A 19,587-nucleotide genomic window follows, 5' to 3' on the forward strand; every position below is an offset into this window, starting at 1 on the left:
GACAGGAGGGTTGCAGCGTGGCCCGCACCCTCGGTCGCACCACTTCCGGTGTCTCCGCGAGTATGCCGTCAACCCCCGACAGGGGAAGCGGCAATGGGCCGAGCGCGAGTTTATCGGTCAACCGGCGTCGGGCGTTAATCGGTCGCTCGGCCAGGCGATCTCGATACGGGCTCGTCCCTCGCCCTACTCGATCCGCTTGGGACGTGCGCCCAGCCGTCGGTGGTCGGCGGGACGTAGGGATCGGCCGGGTCACGCGGCAGGTCCTGCGACGACTCCCAGGAGGCCCAGGCGATCCCGACATACGCGATCAACCGGATCAGTAGGAAGAAGGCGTATGCCGCGCCCGGCATCGCCTTGGGGGTGTTGCTCGGGCCGGCGATGTACAACCAGGTCATCACGAAGTAGACGATCTCGGCGCCGGCCCACAGCAGGTGTTCGCGCCAGCGCAACGCCACCAGTGCCATCAGCGGCAGCACCCACATGCAACTCTGCACCGACATCGACTTGCCGGTGAGCAACACGATCACCAGCATCGTCAGTGCGAGCGGCGCCAATTGCGTGCGTATGGCGGGACGACCGGTCAGGTAGACGCCCAGCATGAACGCCACCACCCAGCCGAGCACCGCGATGATCGACGCCGACGTCGCCGGGAGCGAGTGGTGCGCGATCGTCAGCAGGTATGCCGGAGAGCCGTACCCGGCGTCCTGGTTCCACCACGCGCGGTAGGTCTCCAGCGGGTCGCCGCCCATCGCGTAGGCCAGCCCGAAGCAGACGACGATCGCACCAGCCGCACCGCCGAGGAAACGTGTCAGCGGCGCTCGAGCGTCGTCGCGCAGCGCGATCAGGACGATCGCGCCGATCAGCACCAGCGGGTAGGTCCGCGCCATCACGGCCGCGCCCAGGCAGATGCCGGCAGCGACCGGATGGCGACGCGCCCACAACGCCATACCGACGGCGGCGAGTGCGACGCCGAAGACGTCGAACGACACCAGCGCCGCGGTGATCAGCACCGGGCTGAGCGCGACGTGCGCCGCCAGCCACGGGGTGTCGCGCAGCATCGACGCGGTAGCGAGAGTGGTGAGCGCGATCAGCAGCACGATGATCACCGTGCCGATCGCGAAGTAGATCTGCTGGGTGGCCAGCGCGTTGCCGCCCGGCGTGAGTTGCTTGACGATCCAGTCCAGGATCGCGGTGAGGACGGGCTGGTCGTGGCCGGCGCCGCCGACGCTCCAGGGCGTGCCGCCCTTCGCGCCGCCGGATCCGACCGGCAGGTCGGAGTAGCAGGCCCGCCACAGCGCGCCCGGCGAACCCCAGCCGTCGCGCACGCAGTGGTTCTTCTGCAGCACACCGAGCGCGATGAACACCGACGCGAGCGCCGACAGCATCGCGGCGACATACGTCCAGCCACGGCGGCCGATCGCCGCGAAGCGACCTGTCGGGCCGCCGATGATCTGAGTCGCGAGCGCCGCAGGCTCCTCGCCGCGGCTGGGTGAGGTCAGGCGAGTGGGCACAGGCACGAGCGCGAGCCTAACTCGCGAGCCTGCGTCGCGGGTCGTACCTGTATGTCGTCAGCCCTACGGCGTCGGTTGCGGCTCGGACGCCTTCGGCTGAACGCCCGGAGTGGCGGGCGGCGGCGGGATCGGAGTGCTCGGGCGGGTCGGCGTCGTCGGGCTCGGCGGCTGGGTGGTGGTCGTCGTCGTTGTCGTCGGGCTCGGCGGCAGCGTCGAAGAAGAGGTCGACGAGCTGCTGGACGAGCTGCTGCTGGTCGAACTCGGCGTGGACGACGGAGTCGTGGTGCTGCTGGTGGTCGGCGGCTGGGTCGTCGAGGTCACCGGCGGCGGTGAGTATGACGTCGTCGACTTCACGTCCTTGGACTTCGGCAGCTTGGCAACCGGCTGGCCCTTGAGCGCGGCTTCCATGAAGTCGCGCCAGATGGTGGCCGGGACGTCGCCGCCGTAGAAGGACGAGTTGTGGGTGGCCTTGTCCAGACCGACCGTGCCGGCCTTCTTGCCAGTCCCGGCATACATGCCGACCGAGACCGTCAGCTGGTTCGGGGTGAAACCGGTGAACCAGGCCGAGACGTAGTGGCTGGACGTGCCGGTCTTGCCGGCCGCCGGCCGGTTGAACAGGCCGGCGGTGCTGTGTGCGGTGCCGTCGGTGTCCTTCAGCGGGCCGGTCATGCCGTTGATCAGGTTGGCGGCGATGCCCTTGGAGATCGCCTGTGTGCTGTTGGGGTGTGAGTTGTAGCTGTAGTCGCCGGCGACGCTGCTGACCTTCTTGATGAAGTAGGTGTCGGCCTTCTTACCCTCTGCGCTGATCGTGTTGTAGGCGTTGGCCATGTCGATCACCCGCACGGCCGCGCTGCCGAGGATGTCGGTCGGGACCGGGTCCTTCATGCCGGGCGAGGTCGGCGGTATACCGAGCTGCTGCGCGGCTCCCAGCGTCTTGCCGGTGCCGAGTGCCTGATTGAGCCGGACGAAGGCGGTGTTGGACGACACCGCGAACGCGCGCTGCAGGGTGAGCATCCCGAACTGCTCGCCATTGTCATTGGTGATCTTGGTGGGCTTGGCACTGTTCTTGTTCAGCACCAGTGGCGACGCACCGCTGAACTGGGTCTGCAGCGTCATACCGTCCTGCAGCGCAGCGGCCAGGCCGAACGCCTTGAAGCTCGAACCGCCTTGCAGCTGTGCGTCATTCGCGGCGCTGATCTCCTTGGAGGCGTCGGTGCCGCCATACATCGCGACGACCGCGCCGTCCGGCTTCTCGGCGACCAGGCCCGTGTGCAGCGCGTCCAGGCGCGCGGTCTGGGAGGGGACGTTCTTGTTGACGGCAGCGACCGCCGCCTTCTGGGAGTTCTTGTCGATCGTGGTGGTGATGCGCAGCCCGCCGCGGTCGATGTCCTCCGGCTTCAGCTTGAGCTTGTTCTCCAGTTCGGCGCGGACCGCGGAGACGATGTAGCCGTTCGGACCGGAGACCTGCTGGGCGTTGGGGTTGTACGTCTTGAAGGTCGGCATGTGCGCCTTGGCACGCTCGGCCGGAGTCATCCAGCCTTCCTTGACCATGCCGTCCAGCACGTAGATCATCCGGGCGTTGGCGCGGGCCTTGGCGGCGGCGCCATACTGCGGGTCGTAGAGTCCGGGGGCGTTGATCACCGACGCGAGGAACGCGCCCTGGCTGGCGTCGATCTTGTTGACGTCGACACCGAAGTAGGCCTGCGAAGCAGCCTGTATGCCGTAAGCGCCGCGACCGAAGTAGATGTTGTTGAGGTAGGCCTGCAGGATGTCGTCCTTGGACATCTTCCGGTCGACCTTCAGCGCGATCATGATCTCTTTGACCTTGCGCTTGACCGAGCGGTCCTGGGTCAGGAAGTAGTTCTTGACGTATTGCTGGGTGATCGTCGAGCCACCCTGCTCCTGCCCACCGGACAGCGTGCTCCACGCCGCGCGGACGGTGCCGGTGATCGAGACACCGGAGTTCTTGTAGAAGTTGCGATCCTCGGCCGCCAGGAATTCGTAGCGGACCTGCTTGGGGACCTTGTCCAGCGTCACGTCTTCGCGGTTGACCGTGCTGAAGCGACCCAGCTCGGTCTTTCCGTCGCTGTAGTAGACGATCGACACCTGCTTGCTGGCGTCGGCCTGCGGCTGCGGGATCGGGGTCTTCAGATAGATGATCACCAGCGCGACGATGCCGATCACGCCGAGCGCGACGAAGCCAAGCACGGTGCGCCAGAAGACCTTGAAGGCCAGGCCGTGTTCCTTCTTACGGCGGCGTCGCCGGCCGGTGCCGTTGCCGGCAGGCCGGGCACGGCGTCCCGCTCCGGAGGACCTCGGTGCACCGTCGGCGGCGGGACCGACCCCATCCTGCTCATCTGTCACCGATGAAGGGTAACCGTCGGGGCCGTGAACCGGGAATTACTTGACTGCGGCTCGCTCTATTTCGGTGATGTATCGGTTCGATACATCGGATGCGGTATGCTCGCTCTCACATCCACGGCAGCACGAGATCGAAGGAGGTCGCTCATGTCACGGCGTGGCGCCATTCTCGAACTCGCGATCCTGGGTCTGCTGCACGATCAGCCCCTGCACGGTTACGAGCTGCGCAAGCAGCTGTCCGGCGTGCTCGGTGCCTTTCGTGCCGTGTCGTTCGGCTCGCTCTACCCGTGCCTTCGCGGCCTGGTCGAGCGCGGCTGGATCAGTGAGCGCACGTCCGACGACGGCCACGACCGACAGGGTCCCGGCCTCGCGGGCAAGCGCGGCAAGATCACCTACGAGCTGACCGCGGAGGGCAAAGAGCAGTTCCAGACGCTCATGGGCCAGACCGGGCCGGCGTCATGGGAGGACGAGAACTTCGACGTCCACTTTGCCTTCTTCGGTCGAGCCAGCAGCGATGTGCGGTTGCGCATCCTGGAGGGTCGCCGCAGTCGGCTGGAGGAGCGCTTGGACGACTCGCGGGAGCAGTCCCGCCAGCGTCGCGAACGCACCGACAAATACACCGCCGAGCTGCACCGTCACGGGCTGGAGTCCACCGAACGTGAAGTTCGCTGGCTGTCCGAACTCATCGAGACAGAGCGCTCGGCATACCGCACCACCAACCCCGGCACGGCGGCGTCAGCCGACCAGCCGGTCGATGGGGATCTTTCGGAGCGACCCTCCGACCCCAGCGAAGAATCCAACAAGGAGTAAGAAATGGGATCCATTCGCGTCGCCATCGTCGGCGTCGGCAACTGCGCGAGCTCGCTCGTGCAGGGTGTTGAGTACTACAAGGACGCGGCCGCTGGCACGACCGTCCCGGGCCTGATGCACGTGAAGTTCGGCGACTACCACGTCAATGACGTCCAGTTCGTTGCCGCGTTCGACGTTGACGCCAAGAAGGTCGGCTTCGACCTGTCCGAGGCGATCACCGCCAGCGAGAACAACACCATCAAGATCGCCGACGTCCCGCCGACCGGTGTGACCGTGCAGCGTGGCACCACGCTCGATGGCATCGGCAAGTACTACGCGATGACCATCACCGAGTCCGACAGCGAGCCGGTCGACGTCGTGCAGACGCTCAAGGACGCCAAGGCCGACGTGCTCGTCTCCTACCTGCCGGTGGGGTCGGAGCAGGCCGACAAGTTCTACGCACAGTGCGCGATCGACGCGAACGTCGCGTTCGTCAACGCCCTGCCGGTCTTCATCGCTTCCGACCCGGAGTGGGCCAAGAAGTTCGAGGACGCCGGTGTCCCGATCGTCGGTGACGACATCAAGAGCCAGGTCGGCGCGACCATCACCCACCGCGTCATGGCCCGCCTCTTCGAGGACCGCGGCGTCACGCTGGACCGCACCTACCAGCTCAATGTCGGCGGCAACATGGACTTCAAGAACATGCTCGAGCGTGAGCGTCTGGAGTCCAAGAAGGTCTCCAAGACCCAGGCCGTGACCTCGAACCTGTCCGGCCCGCTGGCCGGCATCAAGGACGGTCGCAACGTGCACATCGGACCGTCGGACTACGTGCAGTGGCTCGACGACCGCAAGTGGGCCTACGTCCGCCTCGAGGGTCGCGCCTTCGGTGACGTTCCGCTGAACCTGGAGTACAAGCTCGAGGTTTGGGACTCCCCCAACTCCGCCGGCATCATCATCGACGCGATCCGCGCCGCTAAGATCGCCAAGGACCGCGGCATCGGCGGCCCGCTCCTGTCGGCCTCGTCCTACCTGATGAAGTCCCCGCCCGAGCAGCGCGAGGACAACCTCGGCCGCGCCAAGCTCGAGGCCTTCATCGCCGGCGACGAAGCCCGCTGAGCCCTCTGCTCTGACTCCTCGCAAGACTGAGGGCCAGGTTCACCGAGCAAGCTCGGGGACCTGGCCCTCAGTCTTGGTCGTCCTCTTCGCGGGCGTCCACTTGTCGTTCAGTCGGCGAGTCTGGCCCGCTCCATTTGCCGACAGGACACCCGAATGCCGACAGGACACCGGATTCCGGTCAAAAACCGGGCAAAAACCCGCAAATCGGGTGTCCTGTCGGTCGTTCGGTGTCCTCTCGGTGAGGGGGTGCGGTCAGCCTTCGTATGGCGGGAGCGGGCGACTCGGCTCGAAGCGTCCCGCGTTGGGTTGGGGCTGGGTGCCGTCCAGGTCGGTGACGCCATACGCCACGGCCAGCTCGCCCACGTCGACCACCTGGCCGCTGAACCGCTGCGCGTCCGGGTCGGTTGCGAGCGCGACCATGACCCGGGCGGCATACCGCGGCGACTCGGTGTTGCCGGCGAGTTCTTCGGCCGGCACCTTGGCCTCCATCAGCTCGGTGCGCATCCAGCCCGGAGCGACCGCGATCGCCGGAATCCCTTTGGGCTGAAGGTGATACGCGAGCGCGTAGACCAGCCGGTTCTTGGCGGCCTTGCTCGACTCGTAGGGCAGCCAGGCCGGCGGCTCGGGCGTGTGCCAGGTCGAGGTGAGGATCAGCCCGCGGCCGGCCGGGGCCATCGCGAGCCGCAGCGTCAGCATCGACGTCAGGAAATCGGAGTAGGCCCCGCCGAGCAGCATCGCGCGGAACTGGTCCAGCGGCTCGTCCCATACCTCTTCGCCACCGGGCTGGTCGTGGTGGTCGTGCCCGCCCCAGGCGTTGTTGACGAGTATGTCGATCCGGCCGTGCCGCTCGACGAGGTCGCGCACGAGGTCCTCGACCTGGACCGGGTCGGTGTGGTCACAGCGGTGCCATTCGCCGCGGCCACCGTTCGCCTCGACCTCCTCGACGGTCCGCTCGAGCGTGAGGTCGGCCGGCTCCCGGTGGGTCGGAGCGTCGCGGGTGCTGCGCCCGGTGCACACGACATACGCTCCTGCCGCTGCGAATTCGATAGCGCACGCGCGCCCGAGTCCGCGAGATGCACCGGCCACCAACACGATTCGCCCGGCGAGCGGTGCGTTCGCGGCGGTCATGACCGCACCCGCAACGCCGCGGCCACTCGTGCTGCGGTGGCCCGCACGTCCGCCTCCGTGGCCGGCGACGAGACCACGTCGACGAGATGCGCCGGCCCCGTGTGCGCCGACGTCCGCCACCACGGGATCAACCAGACGTGGAAGTGCTCGTATGACGCCATGGTCGACCATTGGTAGACCCGATCGCAGCCGAGGGCAGTGCGCATCGCGGTGAGGATCTCGGTCATGGCCGGAATGAACGTGATCGACTCACGGATGTCGAAATCGGCGTGATCGAGCACATGACGCTTGGCTTCCAGCAGCACCGTGCCGGCGGCGGCCATCCGAGCCGGCGCCGCACCGGCGCGCCAGATGCCGTCGTCGAGGAGCCAACCGCCCGGAGGTGGGTCGGTGCGCTGTTCGTCGTTGCAGAACCAGCAGTCCCTGTCCAGGACCGCAGTCGTGCGGGGGTGGGTCGCCGTGCGTGTCGTGTCCATGTCGCCCAGCGTGCCGCAGGGCCAGCCGCTCCGCTTGATCGAAATCGGCATCTTCGCCGCCTCGGGCTGCCGCTGACCCGACCGTTCGCGGTGACTTGTTGCGGAACGCCGGCGACATACCCCGAGCACTGCTAGTTTCCAAGGGTTCGACGCCGGGGGCGTCGTCATACGTTTCGTCGAGGTTTGGGAGCCAGGGCAGTGAAACGGATCCTTGTCGGCACATCACTCGCGGTGGTCACCGCGAGCACGGTCTTCGCCAGCGCCGGTTCGCCTGCACGGGCGGCGACGACCGATCCGTTCTACACGTACTCCGGCAGCGCGCCGCTGTCGTCATACGCACCGGGCGCGATCCTGAAGAGTCGGACCGTCTCCTATGCGATCGGTGGGGGCAGCGGCTCCGTCGTCCAGCTGCTCTACCGCTCGACCGACGCGCGGGGCGGCGCGAACGCGGCTGTGACGTCGATCTTCAAACCGGCCAATCCGAAGGCGGGAGCGGCGATTTCGTACGAGTCGGCATACGACTCGCTCAACCCCGAGGACGGCCCGTCGCGCCTTGTCGCTGCCGGTAAGAGCTCGTATGAGATGCAGCTGATCGGCATCTTCCTGAGCCAGGGCTACACCGTCATCGAACCCGACTCGCAAGGCCCCACAGCGGATTTCGCGGCCGGGCCGGAATACGGGACCGTGTCGCTGGACTCGATCCGCGCCGCCACACACTCCAAGGACACCGGTCTCAACACGAGCACCAAGGTGGGGCTGGCCGGCTACTCCGGCGGGGCCATCGGGGCCAACTGGTCGGCCGTGCTGGCGCCGAGCTACGCGCCGGACGTCAACAAGAACCTGGTGGGCGCTTCCGAGGGCGGTCTGTTGGTCGCGCCGGCGAGGAACCTGCGGTATGTCGACGGCAGTCAGCAATGGTCGGGGATCACCCCGATGGCACTCATCGGTGTCGCGCGGGCCTATGGCATCACTTTCGACAAATACCTGTCGCCATACGGCAAGAAGGTCATGAATGAGTTGCAGTCCGCGATCATCGGCGACGTGGTCGGCCACTACCCGGGCCTGACCTGGAAGCAGCTGGTCAAGCCGGAGTATGCGAACCCCGACTCGATCAAGGAGTTCGTCACCGCGGCCAACAAGCTCAACCTCGGGAGCCTCGCGACCCCGAACATCCCGATGTCGATCGTGCAGGCCTCGGGCGCTGACGAGGAAGGCACGATCGGCAACAAGCCGGGGATCGGACCCGGGGACGGCGTGATGATCTCCGGCGACGTGCGGTCACTGGCCCGGCAGTACTGCAAGGCCAACAACGCGATCCAGTACCAGCAGGTGGATGGCACCGGCCACACCGGCGCCGTTACCACCTGGGCGACCAGCGCGGTCGGCTGGCTCGGCGCCCGGTTCGCCGGCGCCGCAGCACCTTCCAGCTGCGGCAACATCGCGGCCGGCAACTCGCTCGCGCCCGAGACCTACGTGCCTCCGACGCCACCGCCGACGTCGCCGAGCAGCGCGCCGTCAGTGAGCAGCACCGCGTCGTCGACCGGGCCCGTCATCATCACCGACGGCAACTCCGGCTCGGCGGACAATGCCACCATCGGCGCGGGCCTGGCGGCTGCGTTGCTCTTCGCGGGTGCCGGCAGCGCGGGCGCCGGATGGCGGTTGCGCCGTCGGAGTCGCTGACTCAGCGGGTGCCCCGCGCTCAGGCCTTCGCCGCGAAGACCGGTAGGTAGCCGCTCGCCTGACCGTCCGCGGTCGGGTGGTAGGACTCGGTGATGTCCCAGAAGTTCACCGAGTGCAGCCAGCGGTTCGAGTCGCAGATCTCGTGCCCGGCGAACGAGCCGCGCACGTCGCCATACGTGAACCCGGCCTTGGCGGCGGCGGTGCCGATGATCGAGTCGATCAGGTTGATCCCACCATCGATGGCGGTGCGTGACGTTTGACTGAGGCCGACGCAATCCTTGCTCAGGTCGTAGAAGTCGGGGTAGCCCAGGACGACGACGTGGGCGTTGGGCGCCTTCGACTTGATCCCGTTGTAGACGTTCGCCAGCTTGCCGGGCAGGTTCGCTTTCGCGTCCGCCTCGGCGGCATTGATCTCGCTGACGCAGGTGCTGGTGCCGTCGAGGTTGCAGTCCTGCATGATGCCGGCGAAATTCTCGTCGTTGCCGCCGATCGTGATGCTGACCAGGGTGATGCTGCTGGACAGCGCAGAGAGCTGATTCGCAATGACGTCAGTTGTTTTCGCGCCCGAGCAGGCAACCGAGCTGTATGACGAAGGGCTGTGCTGCTGCGCCCACAGCGCCGAATACGCGTTGGGGCTGCGGTCACAACTGCCGCTGCTGCTGATGTAGTTGCCCGCCCCGACTCCCGAGGAGTAGGAGTCGCCCAGCGCGATGTAGTTGACGCCGCCGGCGGCCTGCGCCGACAGGGCCGGCACGAACGTGAAGGCCAGAGCGGTGGCTCCGACGCCGAGCTTGAGGGTGAGTGAAGAGCGTGACATTGGGGGCTCCTTCGCAGATGGGGCATCGGGTGGGTGCCACCAACGGATTGAAGTCCTGCCCAGCCCGCCGCGGGGGTTTGTTTCCCGTCCCAGCCAAAGCTTTGCCGCGCGCTTGCCGAACTCATACCGACGCGAGGGAATCCGATTACTTTCACGCTGCTGAATCTCGCTGGCGCCAACCAGACCTCCCACCTACTGTCGCCGGTATGACGTCCGTGGTGCAGCTCGTGCGATCCGACCGGTTGGCGCCCGCGCCATACGCCTATGCCGCGACCTCACCTGCCGAGAGCCGGGTGATCCACCTGGCGGGCGCGTGCCCGCTGAACTCGGACGGCACGACCGGAGCCATCGACGATGTCGCCGGACAGGCCCGAATCTGCCTGGCAAATATGGAGATTGCGTTGGAGGCTGCTGGCGCGCGGCTGACCGATGTCATCAGCACGAGGGTCTTGGTCGCAACGCAGGACCGCGCCGAGTTGGTCGCTGCGTGGGATGTGGTCGCAGCACACTTCGGCGCGCACCTCGTCCCGAGCACGCTCGTCGGTGTCGCGGTGCTGGGTTATCCCGACCAACTGGTTGAGATCGAAGCCGTCGCGGCCGTCCCGGGCTGACTCCGCTGGCGGCCCGACTAGGGTCGGATCATGAGTGAGCGCAGCGAGCGACCAACGACTCAGCCGAATGACTGCGACGGACGAAGGACGGCGCAGTCATGAGTGATGACGCGCGGGTCGCGGTGTACGTCGACTTCGACAACATGGTGATCTCCCGGTATGACGCCGTGCACGGTCCCGGTCGATGGCGCAAGGACGACGCGCGCGACCACACACCCGCCGAGCCGGACAACGAGATATCCCGCCGGCTCATCGAGGCCGAGGTCGACCTGGGCGCGATCATCGACTACGCGTCCTCCTTCGGGACCGTCGCGCTGACCCGGGCGTATGCCGACTGGTCGGTGCCGGCGAACGCGGCATACAAGCGGCAGTTGATCGACCGGGCGGTCGACCTGGTGCAGCTCTTCGCGACGTCCGGGACCAAGAACGGTGCCGACATACGGCTCTCGATCGACGCGGTCGACGATCTCTTCCAGCACGCCGACATCACGCATGTCGTTGTCGTTGGCGGGGATTCGGACTACATCGCGCTCGCGCAGCGGTGCAAGCGGATGGGCCGTTACGTCATCGGCATCGGCGTGACCGGCTCGACCAGTCGCGCCCTGGTCGCCGCGTGCGACGACTTCAGCTCGTATGGCGACCTGCCCGGCGTCGCCGACGTGCCTGCGCCGAACGAGGACGAGCCGGAGACCGAGACCGCTGTCGCGCCGGTCGCCAAGAAGGCTGCCAAGGGCCGGACTGCGAAGAAGGCGGCGAAGCCCAAGGAAGCGCCGTCGACCACGTTGCTGCGCCGGGCGATCCAGGTCGGCGCCGAGAAGAGCGATGACGGCTGGCAGCACTCCTCGAGTCTGAAAAGCCAGATGCAGCGGCTGGATTCGACGTTCAAGGAGAAGTCGCTCGGGTTCTCGTCATTCCGCGCGTTCGTCGAGAGCCACGACGACCTCGTCGAGACCAAGCTGCTGGACAACGGGCAGCTGGCGGTCCGGCTGCGCTGAGCTCACCGAGAGGTCAACGGATGCTGCGAGCGTCGGCGCTCAGGACATCCGTTGACCTCTCGGTAGGCGAGTGTGGCACCCCTGGCCCGTGACGCCCGCCAGAAGGCGCACGTATGGCGACCCTGGGGAGCCTTGTGCACGTCGCCGGGCCAGAATCCGTACGCATCTCGACACTGGGGAGACCTGTGCACGCCTCTGAGCCAGAACCCGCACGCGCCTCGACACTGGGGAGACTCCCGCACGCAGGTATGGCGCGGCTCCCCCGAAGGGCCGCGCCATACACCCGTTGCTCAGATGGTGAGCTCCGAGTCCCCTCCGGTCTTGAACTTCTCGGTGAGGAAGCGGTGGTTGGCCAGCAGTTCGTCGCTGCCGATCCGCGCTGCGCGGTGCAGGTGCGCGGCAACCTGGTCCAGCAGCAGGTCGAGCTGCTCGACGATGAGCTGGTGGCCGGTCTTGCCGTCGAGCACCTCGGCCGTGTCGGCGGTGCCCGGCGCGAGCGCGAGGTAGGACCGAAGCGCCTGCGGACCGAAGTCGGTCTGGATCTGCTCGACTTCGAACACCTGCGCCGTCGGCGCGCCGTGCTCCCGCAGGTAGGTGAGAGTGCTGACGCATTCACGGTCGAGGCGCTGGGCGCGCTCCCGCACATCGTCGGGTATGGCGGACGAAGCGGCCAGGCTCGCAAGGGTCTCGATCGGGGCCGGCTTGGACAGGTCGACGCGCGGCGCGGCTTGCGGAGCCGGTGCGCCATACCGCTGCTGCCAGTGCTCCTGACGGGCCTCGAGGTGCTCCTGGCGACGCTCGAGATGCTCCCGGCGCCGGTCCAGCTTTGCCGCGTGACCGCTGCGGCGCGACAACCCGCCGCCGCCGATGAACATCGTCACGAGCACCATCGGGAAGACCAGCCAGTGACTGATCACCCCGACCATCGCCCACCCGAACGGGATCAGCAGCCACCATTGAGACCGGTGCAGCCGAATCGGTGCCATTGCGCCAAACCTTTCCGAGGTGTCCTCCGCGATGACACTCACAGTAAGTCGGCGCCCACGCGTGCGCCCGTGCCGAATGTCACGACTCACCTCGTCCTTCGGGCATGGACTGATCACCCATTGACGCAACTGACGGCGAGTGACGCACTTGCAACTGCGTCAGTCGGCGTTAAGTGCGTCACTCGGCGCTTGGTGTGCGCGTCGGCGCGATCAGCTGCCGTCACGCATTTCGTGCGCCAGCTCGGCCAGCTCGTCGCCACCGGCCATCTGCTCGGTGAGCTGGTCGACGGTGATCTCTCCGCGCGCGGCGTCGAGCGCCATCTCGCCGAGCTTGAGGATGACGAAGTGGTCGCCCACCAGGAACGCGTGATGCGGGTTGTGCGTGATGAAGACGACGCCGAGCCCCGAATTCGCCGCTCGCACAACGTATTTGAGCACCACACCGGACTGTTTCACTCCGAGCGCAGCGGTCGGCTCGTCCAGGATCAGCACCTTCGCGCCGAAGTAGATGGCCCGGGCGATCGCCACACACTGCCGTTGTCCGCCGCTGAGCGAACCCACCGGTCGGTCGACGTCCGGCAGGTCGATGCCCATCTTCGCCAGCTCCTCCCGGGTGATCTGCTTCATCCGGTCGGCGTCGAGCAGCTTCAGCGGCCCCTTGCGAATCTCGTTGGCTAGGAAGAAGTTTCGCCATACGGACATGAGCGGCGCGAGCGCGAGGTCCTGGTAGACCGTCGCGATGCCCGCCTCGACAGCCTCGCGCGGGCTGCCGAACTTCCGCGGCTTGCCGCTGACCGTCATGGTGCCGGTCGTGTGCTCGTGCAGCCCGGCCATGATCTTGATCAGCGTCGACTTACCCGCGCCGTTGTCGCCGAGCACGCAGGTGACCTCACCGGCACGTACTTCCAGGTCGATGCCGGTCAGGGCGCGGACCGTGCCGTAGGTCTTGCCCACACCCTCCAGTTGTATGACGGGAGTCGTCTCGTCGGTATCGGTGGTCTCGATAGGGTCCGTGGTCTCGATACGCGGCTCGTTCCTCGCCGCTACTCGACCAGCTTTGGTGTCGTCCTCCGGCACTCGACCCGCCGGTTCCTCGGCGCTCATCGGCGTTCCGCCTGTCGTCGTACCCACATATTGATCAGCGTCGCGAGGACCAGCATGATCCCGAGGAAGGTCTTCAGCCAGTCGACGTTCCAGCCGGCATACGTGATGCCGAGGTTGGTCATGCCGTAGATCAGTGCTCCGATCGAGGCGCCGATGACCGAGCCGAAGCCGCCCGTGAGGAGGCAGCCGCCGACGACCGCGGCGATGATGTAGATGAATTCGTTGCCGACGCCCTGGTTGGACTGCACGGTCGAGAAGTTGAGCAGCGTGTGCATGCCCAGCAGCCACGCGCAGAAGCCGACGAAGAGGAACAAGCCGATCTTGGTGCGCACCACCGGGACTCCGCTGGCCCGGGCCGCCTCGGCGTCGCCGCCGGCCGCGAAGATCCAGTTGCCGGCGCGGGCGCGGGTCAGCACGATCGCCGCGATCACCGTCAGCAGGACCCAGTAGAGCACCGAGATGCTGATCGTGATGCCCTCGAACGAGCCGCTCTTGAAGAAAGTGTGACTGGAGGCGAAAACCGCATGGGCAGAGTTGAATCCGGCCATGTCGTCGATCTTCGGCGAGGTGACGTTGTTGTCGATCAACCGCGGGACGGCCAGGTTCGCGCCCTGCAGCACGAAGTAGGTGCCCAGCGTGACCAGGAAGCTCGGCAGTCTCGTGCGATAGAGCAACCACCCGTTGGCGAAGCCGACGGCGAGCGAGACCACCAGCGCGAGCAGGACGCCCACCCAGACGTTGAAGTTGAACTCCCACGCCAGCATCGACGCCGCGAGCGCCGAGCTGGTCACCGCGACCCCTGCTGACAAGTCGAACTCGCCGCCAATCATCAACAACGCCACCGGAACTGCCATGATGCCGATCGCAGACGACTGGTAGAGGATGGTGCCCACGTTGGCCAGGCCGCGGAACGCCGGGGCGACCGACAGGAAGAGCACGCAGATCGCGACCGCGCCGATCAGCGCACCGACCTCAGGCTTGCCGAGCAGCGCCGCGATCGGCGACTTCGGCGCGGTGCGTGTGTCGGTGGTGGCGAGGCTGGACATCAGCGGGTGCCCTTGCTGGCGTAGGTGGCGATCTTGTCGACGTTGCTCTTGTCGACGAACGCCGGACCGGTCAGGGTCGGCTTGCCGCCGCCGACGGTGTCACCGTTGTTCCGGTAGAGCCAGAGCGCGTCGATCGCGAGATAGCCCTGCAGCCACGGCTGCTGGTCCACCGCGAACTGCACGGTGCCGGACTGGATCGCCTTGACGATGCCGGCGTTGGTGTCGAAGGTGCCGACCTTCGCCTTCGAGCCGGTGCTGGACACCGCCTTCACGGCGTTCAGCGCGACATCACCTTGCAGCGCCATGACCCAGTCAATCTGCTTGTCCTGCTGCAGTTTTGCGGTGATCGTCGATTGGACCGACGGCAGGTCGGCGCCGTTGACGTAGACGATCTGGGTGCTCGGCACCATCTCCTTGACGCCGTTGCACCGGTCGTTCAGCCCGACGTTGCCCTGCTCGTGGATGATGCAGATCGGGTGCTTGGCCCCGTCCTGCTTCAGCCGCGTGCCGGCCGCCTCGCCGGCGACCTTCTCGTCCTGGCCGAAGAAGCCGATCAGGCCCATCGGACCCATCTGGTCGGTGCCGGAGTTGAGGCCGTCGACGGGTATGCCGGCAGCTTCGGCATTTTTGACCGCGCCCTTGAGCGCGTCCGGCTTGGCGAGCGTGACGGCGATGCCGCCGACCTTCTTGTCGACTGCCGCCTGCACCAGGCTGGCCTGCTTGGTGGCGTCCGGATCGGAGTAGTACTGCAGGTTGATGTTGTCCTTGTCCGCAGCTGCCTGGGCACCCTTGCGGACCATGTCCCAGAAGGTGTCGCCCGGTGCGGAATGGGTGATCAGCGCGGCGGTGAAACGTGGCGTGTTGGCGTGCCCGCCCGGGCCGTTCTGCTGCTCGGTCGCCTTCTTGCCGCCGGTGCTGCTGCAGCCGGCCAGTGCCATCGCACCGATGACCACCACCGCAGCTAGCCGCGCGCGCGTGCCGTTCGTCCTCACGAGTCCTCGCCTTTCGTGCATCCGGATGACTAACCTGCATGTATCGATTTGATATATCGGATTGATACTAGCTGGCATCACCCGTCTCGCGTGAGTATGCCGAAGAACGACGCACACAACGGTCATCACACGCTGTCGGGTCTCGATACACCTCCCCCGCTGCGCTCCTCTGGCACTCGACCCGCGTGGACCACCAAAGGAAGATGGCCGAGGAGGTCGTGAGGCACGAGCGACCGTCTCGAGGTCCCGCACCCGGTCTCGATACACCTCCCCCGCTGCGCTCCTCCGGCACTCGACCACCTTGGGTGTCGCTACTAGACCACCTTGGGTGTGCTACTCATCAGGCATGACTTCCGCAGCGCCGCAGCCGAGGTGCCGGCTCCTGACCGACACGGCGGTGGTGGATCTCGCCCGCGCCGGGACGATCGTGCTCGACTCCTGGCACTTGTATGACGGCGCCGGTGTCGCGGTCGATCGGCATCGCGAGCGCTTCACAGCCCACGTCCGCGAGGTCTTCGAGATCGGCGAGGAGGAGTCTGGCTCGGCATACGACCACGCACTGGCTCACCTGCCGGTCGAGGGGTCATGGTTCCCGGCGTTCGTCTGGACCACTGACGGACTGCGGCTACTCGTGCGGCCGTTTCCCGTGGAACAACTCCGGCAGTCGACCACACTCCTGCTGCTACCGACCCGTGATGCGCGAAAACGCCCTGATATCAAGGGATTCGACTTCCTCTCGCAGATATACGCACATCGGCAGGCAACGGAGGCGGGGTATGACGACCAGGTCCTGGCCACTGCCGGCGGATCGCTGAGCGAGACGGTCTTCGCGACGCTGATCCTCGCGCGGCAGGGCGAGCTCGTCGTCCCGCACGCACCGCGACTGGACAGTGTGACCCTCGCCGTCCTGCGGGAGCGAGCGGGACGGCCGGTCCGCGTTGCCCCGGTGACTGCTTCCCATCTGCTGACCGCGCCGGCGATCTTCATCCTCTCGGCGCTGCATGGTGTGCGGGTTGTGGAACGGGTGAATGACACCTCATACCAACCAAATCCGCAGCTTCGCGAGGCACTGCAGACCGCGCTGGAAGGTGCCCGCCGGCCGATCGCCGACCTGCTGCCCGGAGGAGAGCCTCCGTGCGCATCCTGCTGATCGACAATCACGACAGCTTCACCCACAACCTGCTGCAACTGCTGCGTGACGTGCCCGGGGCGACCACCGAGGTGGTGCGCAACGACGCGCCACTGCCGCTCGGCTGGACCTCGCGCTTCGACGCGGTCGTGATTTCTCCCGGCCCGGGGCACCCCGGCGTCCCGGCCGATGTCGGATCGTCGCGCGAGGTGCTCGAGCACAGTGAGCTGCCGGTGCTCGGTGTCTGTCTCGGGCACCAACTGCTCGCGCTGCTGCACGGCTGCGAGGTCGGCCCCTCGGATCACCCGATGCACGGCGAAACCTCGGAGATCACGCATCGGGGCGATCCGCTATTTGAAGACATACCAACGGAATTCACCGCCGTGCGATATCACAGCCTCGCGGTCCGATCGGTCGTCGACCCGATCGTGCCGCTTGCGTATGCCGCCGACGGCACGCTGATGGCGCTACGGGTCGCCGGCCGGCCGCGCTGGGGCGTGCAGTTCCACCCGGAGTCGATCGAGAGCAGCTTCGGCGCCACGCTGATCGGCAACTTCCTGCGGCTCGCGGCCGCCGCCGACGACCTGGCCGGGCCGCCAGTGCCGCCCCGGCAGCGGTCGGTGCGGATCGAGCGGTCACTGTCGGTCGAGCAGGTGCTGGACTTGTGTGGCACGAAGCCGACGGTCGTGCTGGACGGCGTTGCCACAGAAGGGGTTCGCCGTGCACCGTCATCGGCTGGGCCGATCCGCGCTGGTCACACCTCCTCGTCGGCAACTGCGCGGAAGGCGCCCAGGTCCTGGTGGCCGGCACCGCCACCGCGCTGCCGACCGGCATCCTGGACACCGTCCAACGCCGCCTCGCCGCTGCCCGGCCGGAGTTGCAGCGACACGGCGACGACCCCGGTATGACGCTCGGGTATACCGGCTATTTCGGCTACGAGCTGGGGATAGAACTGCTCGGGCTGGCGGAACCGCACCCCCGCACCACGGACGACTGGCCGGACGCGTGGTGGCTCCTGGTGTCGCGCGCGGTTGTCGTGGACAGCGAAAACCGTTGTTATGTGGTCGGACTCGATGATCCGGCGGATCGTGCGTCGGTGCGCGCGCTGGACGAATGGGCGGCTGATGTTGTCGAGACGCTGGAGCACGAGGGGTTGTCCGTCAGCGCCATACAAGACGGTGCCGGTGCGCCCGCGCCGGCGATCGAGCACCGCGTCGGCCGGGACGACTACCTGCGACTCATCGCCGATTGTCAGGACGCGATCGCGCGCGGCGAGTCCTACGAGCTGTGCCTGACCAACCGGATTCGCGGCACCTTCGGCGGCGATCCGTTGCGTCTCTTCCGCGCGCTGCGGTCCGGAGGCCGGGTGCCGCACGCGGCATACCTGCGCATCGACGAGGCGCGGACCGTGGTCTCGGGGTCGCCCGAGCTCTTCCTGCGGGTCGATGTCGACGGGCACGCCGTCTGCGCGCCGATCAAGGGCACCCGCCCGGCGACCGGCGACGCGGAACGTGATGCCGCGAGCGCCGCGGAGCTGGCCGCATCGCGCAAGGACCGTGCCGAGAACCTGATGATCGTCGATCTCGTGCGCAACGACTTCAACCGGGTCGCCATACCTGGCAGCACCAAAGTCACTGAGCTGTATGGCGTTCGGCGCTTCCCCACCGTCATACAACTGGTGAGCACGATCGAGTGCGCCCTGCCCGCGGGCGCCGATGCCGTGGACCTGGTCCGCGTCGCATTCCCACCCGGCTCGATGACCGGCGCGCCCAAGGAGCGGTCCGTGGAGCTCCTCGGTCGGCTCGAGCCCGAGCGGCGTGGCGTGTATTCGGGCTCGATCGGGCTGCTCGGGATCGACGGCACGGCGACGCTGAGCGTCGCGATCCGGACCGCTCAGCTGACCGGCGACCGTTTCGTGCTGGGCGTCGGCGGCGCGATCACCCAGTTGTCCGACCCCGCCGCCGAGTGGCAGGAGACGGTCGACAAGGCCCAATCGATGCTGCACGCCATGCGGGCCACGCGGGTCGAGCCCACCCGTGATTGAGCGGCATACCCCTGCATTCACCGGCATACGGATTGGGCCGCTTTCGGTGCGCCGCTCAACGCGGAGGTATGCCGGTCAATCTGGGTGAACTAGGAGTTGTTCGGGGCGCCGAAACGCAGGCCGTCGTAGATCAGGTCGACGACGGCGAGTGATGTCTCCTGGCCCTCCGGAGTTCCCGAGGCCAGGCAGACACCGCCGAGAGCGCGCATCACGTCCGGGACGGTGGCATCGGAGCGCACGACGCCGGCGTCGATCGCCGGCTGCAGCACGCGCCCGGCGGACTCGCGCATGACGCGCCGCGCGGACTCGAACGTGTCGGAGTTTCCCTGCATCATCGAACGGAGCAGGTTGATCAGGCCCATCTTGACCGCGTAATACTCGACGAAACCGCGCATCCACTCGTGCAGCGCCTCGCCCGGCGGGAGCTCCTTGGGCAGGTCGTAGGAGCGCTGCTCCAGGCCGGCGACCTGGTCGCCATACACAGCGAGCACGAGGTCGCAGCGGGTCGGGAAGTGCCGGTAGAGGGTGCCGATGCCGACGCCGGCGCGCTTGGCGATCTCGTCCAGCGGGGTGTCGACGTCGTCGGTGAACGCCTTGGTCGCGACCTCGACAAGTTTTTGCCGGTTGCGTGCCGCGTCAGCGCGCAGGGGCTTGCTGCAACCGCCGAGGGACGCCGAATCTGGCGTCTTCGCAACGGTTTCCGCGTCGCTGGGCACTGCCTTCACCGAACGCTTCGACACTGTCGCCGAGCCGCTTGTGGCCATCGTTCTCACACCTCATGGCAAAACCCGGTTGCAAAACC

18 protein-coding genes are annotated in these 19,587 nt (G+C 67.1%); 8 read left to right on the forward strand and 10 right to left on the reverse strand.

Going from position 1 to position 19,587, the window contains the following annotated elements:
* Window positions 1–134 precede the first annotated feature (134 nt).
* Window positions 135–1,517, reverse strand: a complete 1,383-nt coding sequence (locus tag ACFQDH_RS04985) for a hypothetical protein (protein ID WP_382399060.1) — start codon at window positions 1,515–1,517, stop codon at window positions 135–137.
* Window positions 1,518–1,574: 57 nt separating this feature from the next.
* Window positions 1,575–3,875 carry a transglycosylase domain-containing protein gene (locus ACFQDH_RS04990; protein WP_382399062.1) on the reverse strand — a complete coding sequence of 767 codons (2,301 nt, stop codon included), beginning with the start codon at window positions 3,873–3,875 and terminating at the stop codon, window positions 1,575–1,577.
* Between the two features lie 144 nt (window positions 3,876–4,019).
* Here ACFQDH_RS04990 and ACFQDH_RS04995 point away from each other — a divergent pair, with 144 nt between their 5' ends.
* Both ACFQDH_RS04995 and ACFQDH_RS05000 read left to right on the forward strand, forming a co-directional pair.
* Complete coding sequence (locus ACFQDH_RS04995; protein WP_382399064.1) at window positions 4,020–4,682, forward strand: PadR family transcriptional regulator; 663 nt, start codon at window positions 4,020–4,022, stop codon at window positions 4,680–4,682.
* Between the two features lie 3 nt (window positions 4,683–4,685).
* Window positions 4,686–5,777 (forward strand): inositol-3-phosphate synthase, encoded by a 1,092-nt coding sequence (locus ACFQDH_RS05000; RefSeq protein WP_382399066.1) that lies wholly within the window; start codon window positions 4,686–4,688, stop codon window positions 5,775–5,777.
* Window positions 5,778–6,029: 252 nt separating this feature from the next.
* Here the strand turns inward: ACFQDH_RS05000 and ACFQDH_RS05005 are convergent, their stop codons facing one another.
* Both ACFQDH_RS05005 and ACFQDH_RS05010 read right to left on the reverse strand, forming a co-directional pair.
* Entirely contained in the window at window positions 6,030–6,905 is an 876-nt protein-coding gene (locus tag ACFQDH_RS05005) for an SDR family NAD(P)-dependent oxidoreductase (RefSeq protein ID WP_382399068.1), read from the reverse strand.
* Entirely contained in the window at window positions 6,902–7,432 is a 531-nt protein-coding gene (locus ACFQDH_RS05010; protein ID WP_382399069.1) for a hypothetical protein, read from the reverse strand. Before ACFQDH_RS05010 ends, ACFQDH_RS05005 begins: the two co-directional genes overlap by 4 nt.
* 147 nt (window positions 7,433–7,579) lie before the next feature.
* Here ACFQDH_RS05010 and ACFQDH_RS05015 point away from each other — a divergent pair, with 147 nt between their 5' ends.
* Complete coding sequence (locus ACFQDH_RS05015) at window positions 7,580–9,061, forward strand: lipase family protein (protein ID WP_382399071.1); 1,482 nt, start codon at window positions 7,580–7,582, stop codon at window positions 9,059–9,061.
* A gap of 19 nt (window positions 9,062–9,080) precedes the next feature.
* On the opposite strand, the gene ACFQDH_RS05020 is transcribed toward ACFQDH_RS05015, so the two are convergent.
* Complete coding sequence (locus ACFQDH_RS05020; protein WP_382399073.1) at window positions 9,081–9,878, reverse strand: SGNH/GDSL hydrolase family protein; 798 nt, start codon at window positions 9,876–9,878, stop codon at window positions 9,081–9,083.
* A gap of 206 nt (window positions 9,879–10,084) precedes the next feature.
* Between ACFQDH_RS05020 and ACFQDH_RS05025 the strand changes: the two genes are divergently transcribed.
* Window positions 10,085–10,489 carry a RidA family protein gene (locus ACFQDH_RS05025; protein ID WP_382399075.1) on the forward strand — a complete coding sequence of 135 codons (405 nt, stop codon included), beginning with the start codon at window positions 10,085–10,087 and terminating at the stop codon, window positions 10,487–10,489.
* A 98-nt stretch (window positions 10,490–10,587) separates the two neighbouring features.
* Complete coding sequence (locus ACFQDH_RS05030) at window positions 10,588–11,484, forward strand: NYN domain-containing protein (protein ID WP_382399077.1); 897 nt, start codon at window positions 10,588–10,590, stop codon at window positions 11,482–11,484.
* A 290-nt stretch (window positions 11,485–11,774) separates the two neighbouring features.
* Here ACFQDH_RS05030 and ACFQDH_RS05035 read toward each other — a convergent pair whose 3' ends face one another.
* From ACFQDH_RS05035 to ACFQDH_RS05050, 4 genes are all read right to left on the reverse strand, one after another.
* Entirely contained in the window at window positions 11,775–12,470 is a 696-nt protein-coding gene (locus tag ACFQDH_RS05035) for a hypothetical protein (protein WP_382399079.1), read from the reverse strand.
* A gap of 210 nt (window positions 12,471–12,680) precedes the next feature.
* Window positions 12,681–13,574, reverse strand: coding sequence for an ATP-binding cassette domain-containing protein (locus tag ACFQDH_RS05040; RefSeq protein ID WP_382399081.1), 894 nt, complete (start codon window positions 13,572–13,574; stop codon window positions 12,681–12,683).
* Window positions 13,571–14,620 carry an ABC transporter permease gene (locus tag ACFQDH_RS05045; protein ID WP_382399083.1) on the reverse strand — a complete coding sequence of 350 codons (1,050 nt, stop codon included), beginning with the start codon at window positions 14,618–14,620 and terminating at the stop codon, window positions 13,571–13,573. Before ACFQDH_RS05045 ends, ACFQDH_RS05040 begins: the two co-directional genes overlap by 4 nt.
* Window positions 14,620–15,612 (reverse strand): substrate-binding domain-containing protein, encoded by a 993-nt coding sequence (locus tag ACFQDH_RS05050; RefSeq protein WP_382399085.1) that lies wholly within the window; start codon window positions 15,610–15,612, stop codon window positions 14,620–14,622. The genes ACFQDH_RS05045 and ACFQDH_RS05050 overlap by 1 nt, the downstream gene beginning before the upstream one ends.
* Window positions 15,613–15,958: 346 nt before the next feature.
* On the opposite strand from ACFQDH_RS05050, the gene ACFQDH_RS05055 reads away from it, so the two are divergent.
* The 3 genes from ACFQDH_RS05055 to ACFQDH_RS05065 are packed head-to-tail and all read left to right on the forward strand — an operon-like array spanning window position 15,959 to window position 18,785.
* The gene (locus ACFQDH_RS05055; RefSeq protein WP_382399087.1) at window positions 15,959–16,762 is read left to right on the forward strand and encodes an aminotransferase class IV; all 804 of its coding nucleotides are present in this window, start codon (window positions 15,959–15,961) and stop codon (window positions 16,760–16,762) included.
* Window positions 16,747–17,649 (forward strand): anthranilate synthase component II, encoded by a 903-nt coding sequence (locus ACFQDH_RS05060; protein WP_382399089.1) that lies wholly within the window; start codon window positions 16,747–16,749, stop codon window positions 17,647–17,649. Before ACFQDH_RS05055 ends, ACFQDH_RS05060 begins: the two co-directional genes overlap by 16 nt.
* Window positions 17,541–18,785, forward strand: a complete 1,245-nt coding sequence (locus ACFQDH_RS05065) for an anthranilate synthase component I family protein (protein ID WP_382399091.1) — start codon at window positions 17,541–17,543, stop codon at window positions 18,783–18,785. The genes ACFQDH_RS05060 and ACFQDH_RS05065 overlap by 109 nt, the downstream gene beginning before the upstream one ends.
* 89 nt (window positions 18,786–18,874) lie before the next feature.
* Here ACFQDH_RS05065 and ACFQDH_RS05070 read toward each other — a convergent pair whose 3' ends face one another.
* On the reverse strand, window positions 18,875–19,549 hold the full coding sequence (locus tag ACFQDH_RS05070; RefSeq protein WP_382399093.1) for a TetR/AcrR family transcriptional regulator: 675 nt from the start codon (window positions 19,547–19,549) through the stop codon (window positions 18,875–18,877).
* Window positions 19,550–19,587: the final 38 nt, after the last annotated feature.

Origin of the sequence: Flexivirga alba, from assembly GCF_042661025.1 — a bacterium.
GTDB lineage: Bacteria > Actinomycetota > Actinomycetes > Actinomycetales > Dermatophilaceae > Flexivirga > Flexivirga alba.

Coding starts and splice junctions, on each gene's coding strand:
- ACFQDH_RS04995 (WP_382399064.1), top strand. CDS start 4,020: ATGTCACGGCGTGGCGCCATTCTCGAACTCGCGATCCTGGGTCTGCTG.
- ACFQDH_RS05000 (WP_382399066.1), top strand. CDS start 4,686: ATGGGATCCATTCGCGTCGCCATCGTCGGCGTCGGCAACTGCGCGAGC.
- ACFQDH_RS05005 (WP_382399068.1), bottom strand. CDS start 6,905: ATGACCGCCGCGAACGCACCGCTCGCCGGGCGAATCGTGTTGGTGGCC.
- ACFQDH_RS05010 (WP_382399069.1), bottom strand. CDS start 7,432: ATGCCGATTTCGATCAAGCGGAGCGGCTGGCCCTGCGGCACGCTGGGC.
- ACFQDH_RS05020 (WP_382399073.1), bottom strand. CDS start 9,878: ATGTCACGCTCTTCACTCACCCTCAAGCTCGGCGTCGGAGCCACCGCT.
- ACFQDH_RS05025 (WP_382399075.1), top strand. CDS start 10,085: ATGACGTCCGTGGTGCAGCTCGTGCGATCCGACCGGTTGGCGCCCGCG.
- ACFQDH_RS05030 (WP_382399077.1), top strand. CDS start 10,588: ATGAGTGATGACGCGCGGGTCGCGGTGTACGTCGACTTCGACAACATG.
- ACFQDH_RS05035 (WP_382399079.1), bottom strand. CDS start 12,470: ATGGCACCGATTCGGCTGCACCGGTCTCAATGGTGGCTGCTGATCCCG.
- ACFQDH_RS05040 (WP_382399081.1), bottom strand. CDS start 13,574: ATGAGCGCCGAGGAACCGGCGGGTCGAGTGCCGGAGGACGACACCAAA.
- ACFQDH_RS05045 (WP_382399083.1), bottom strand. CDS start 14,620: ATGTCCAGCCTCGCCACCACCGACACACGCACCGCGCCGAAGTCGCCG.
- ACFQDH_RS05055 (WP_382399087.1), top strand. CDS start 15,959: ATGACTTCCGCAGCGCCGCAGCCGAGGTGCCGGCTCCTGACCGACACG.
- ACFQDH_RS05070 (WP_382399093.1), bottom strand. CDS start 19,549: ATGGCCACAAGCGGCTCGGCGACAGTGTCGAAGCGTTCGGTGAAGGCA.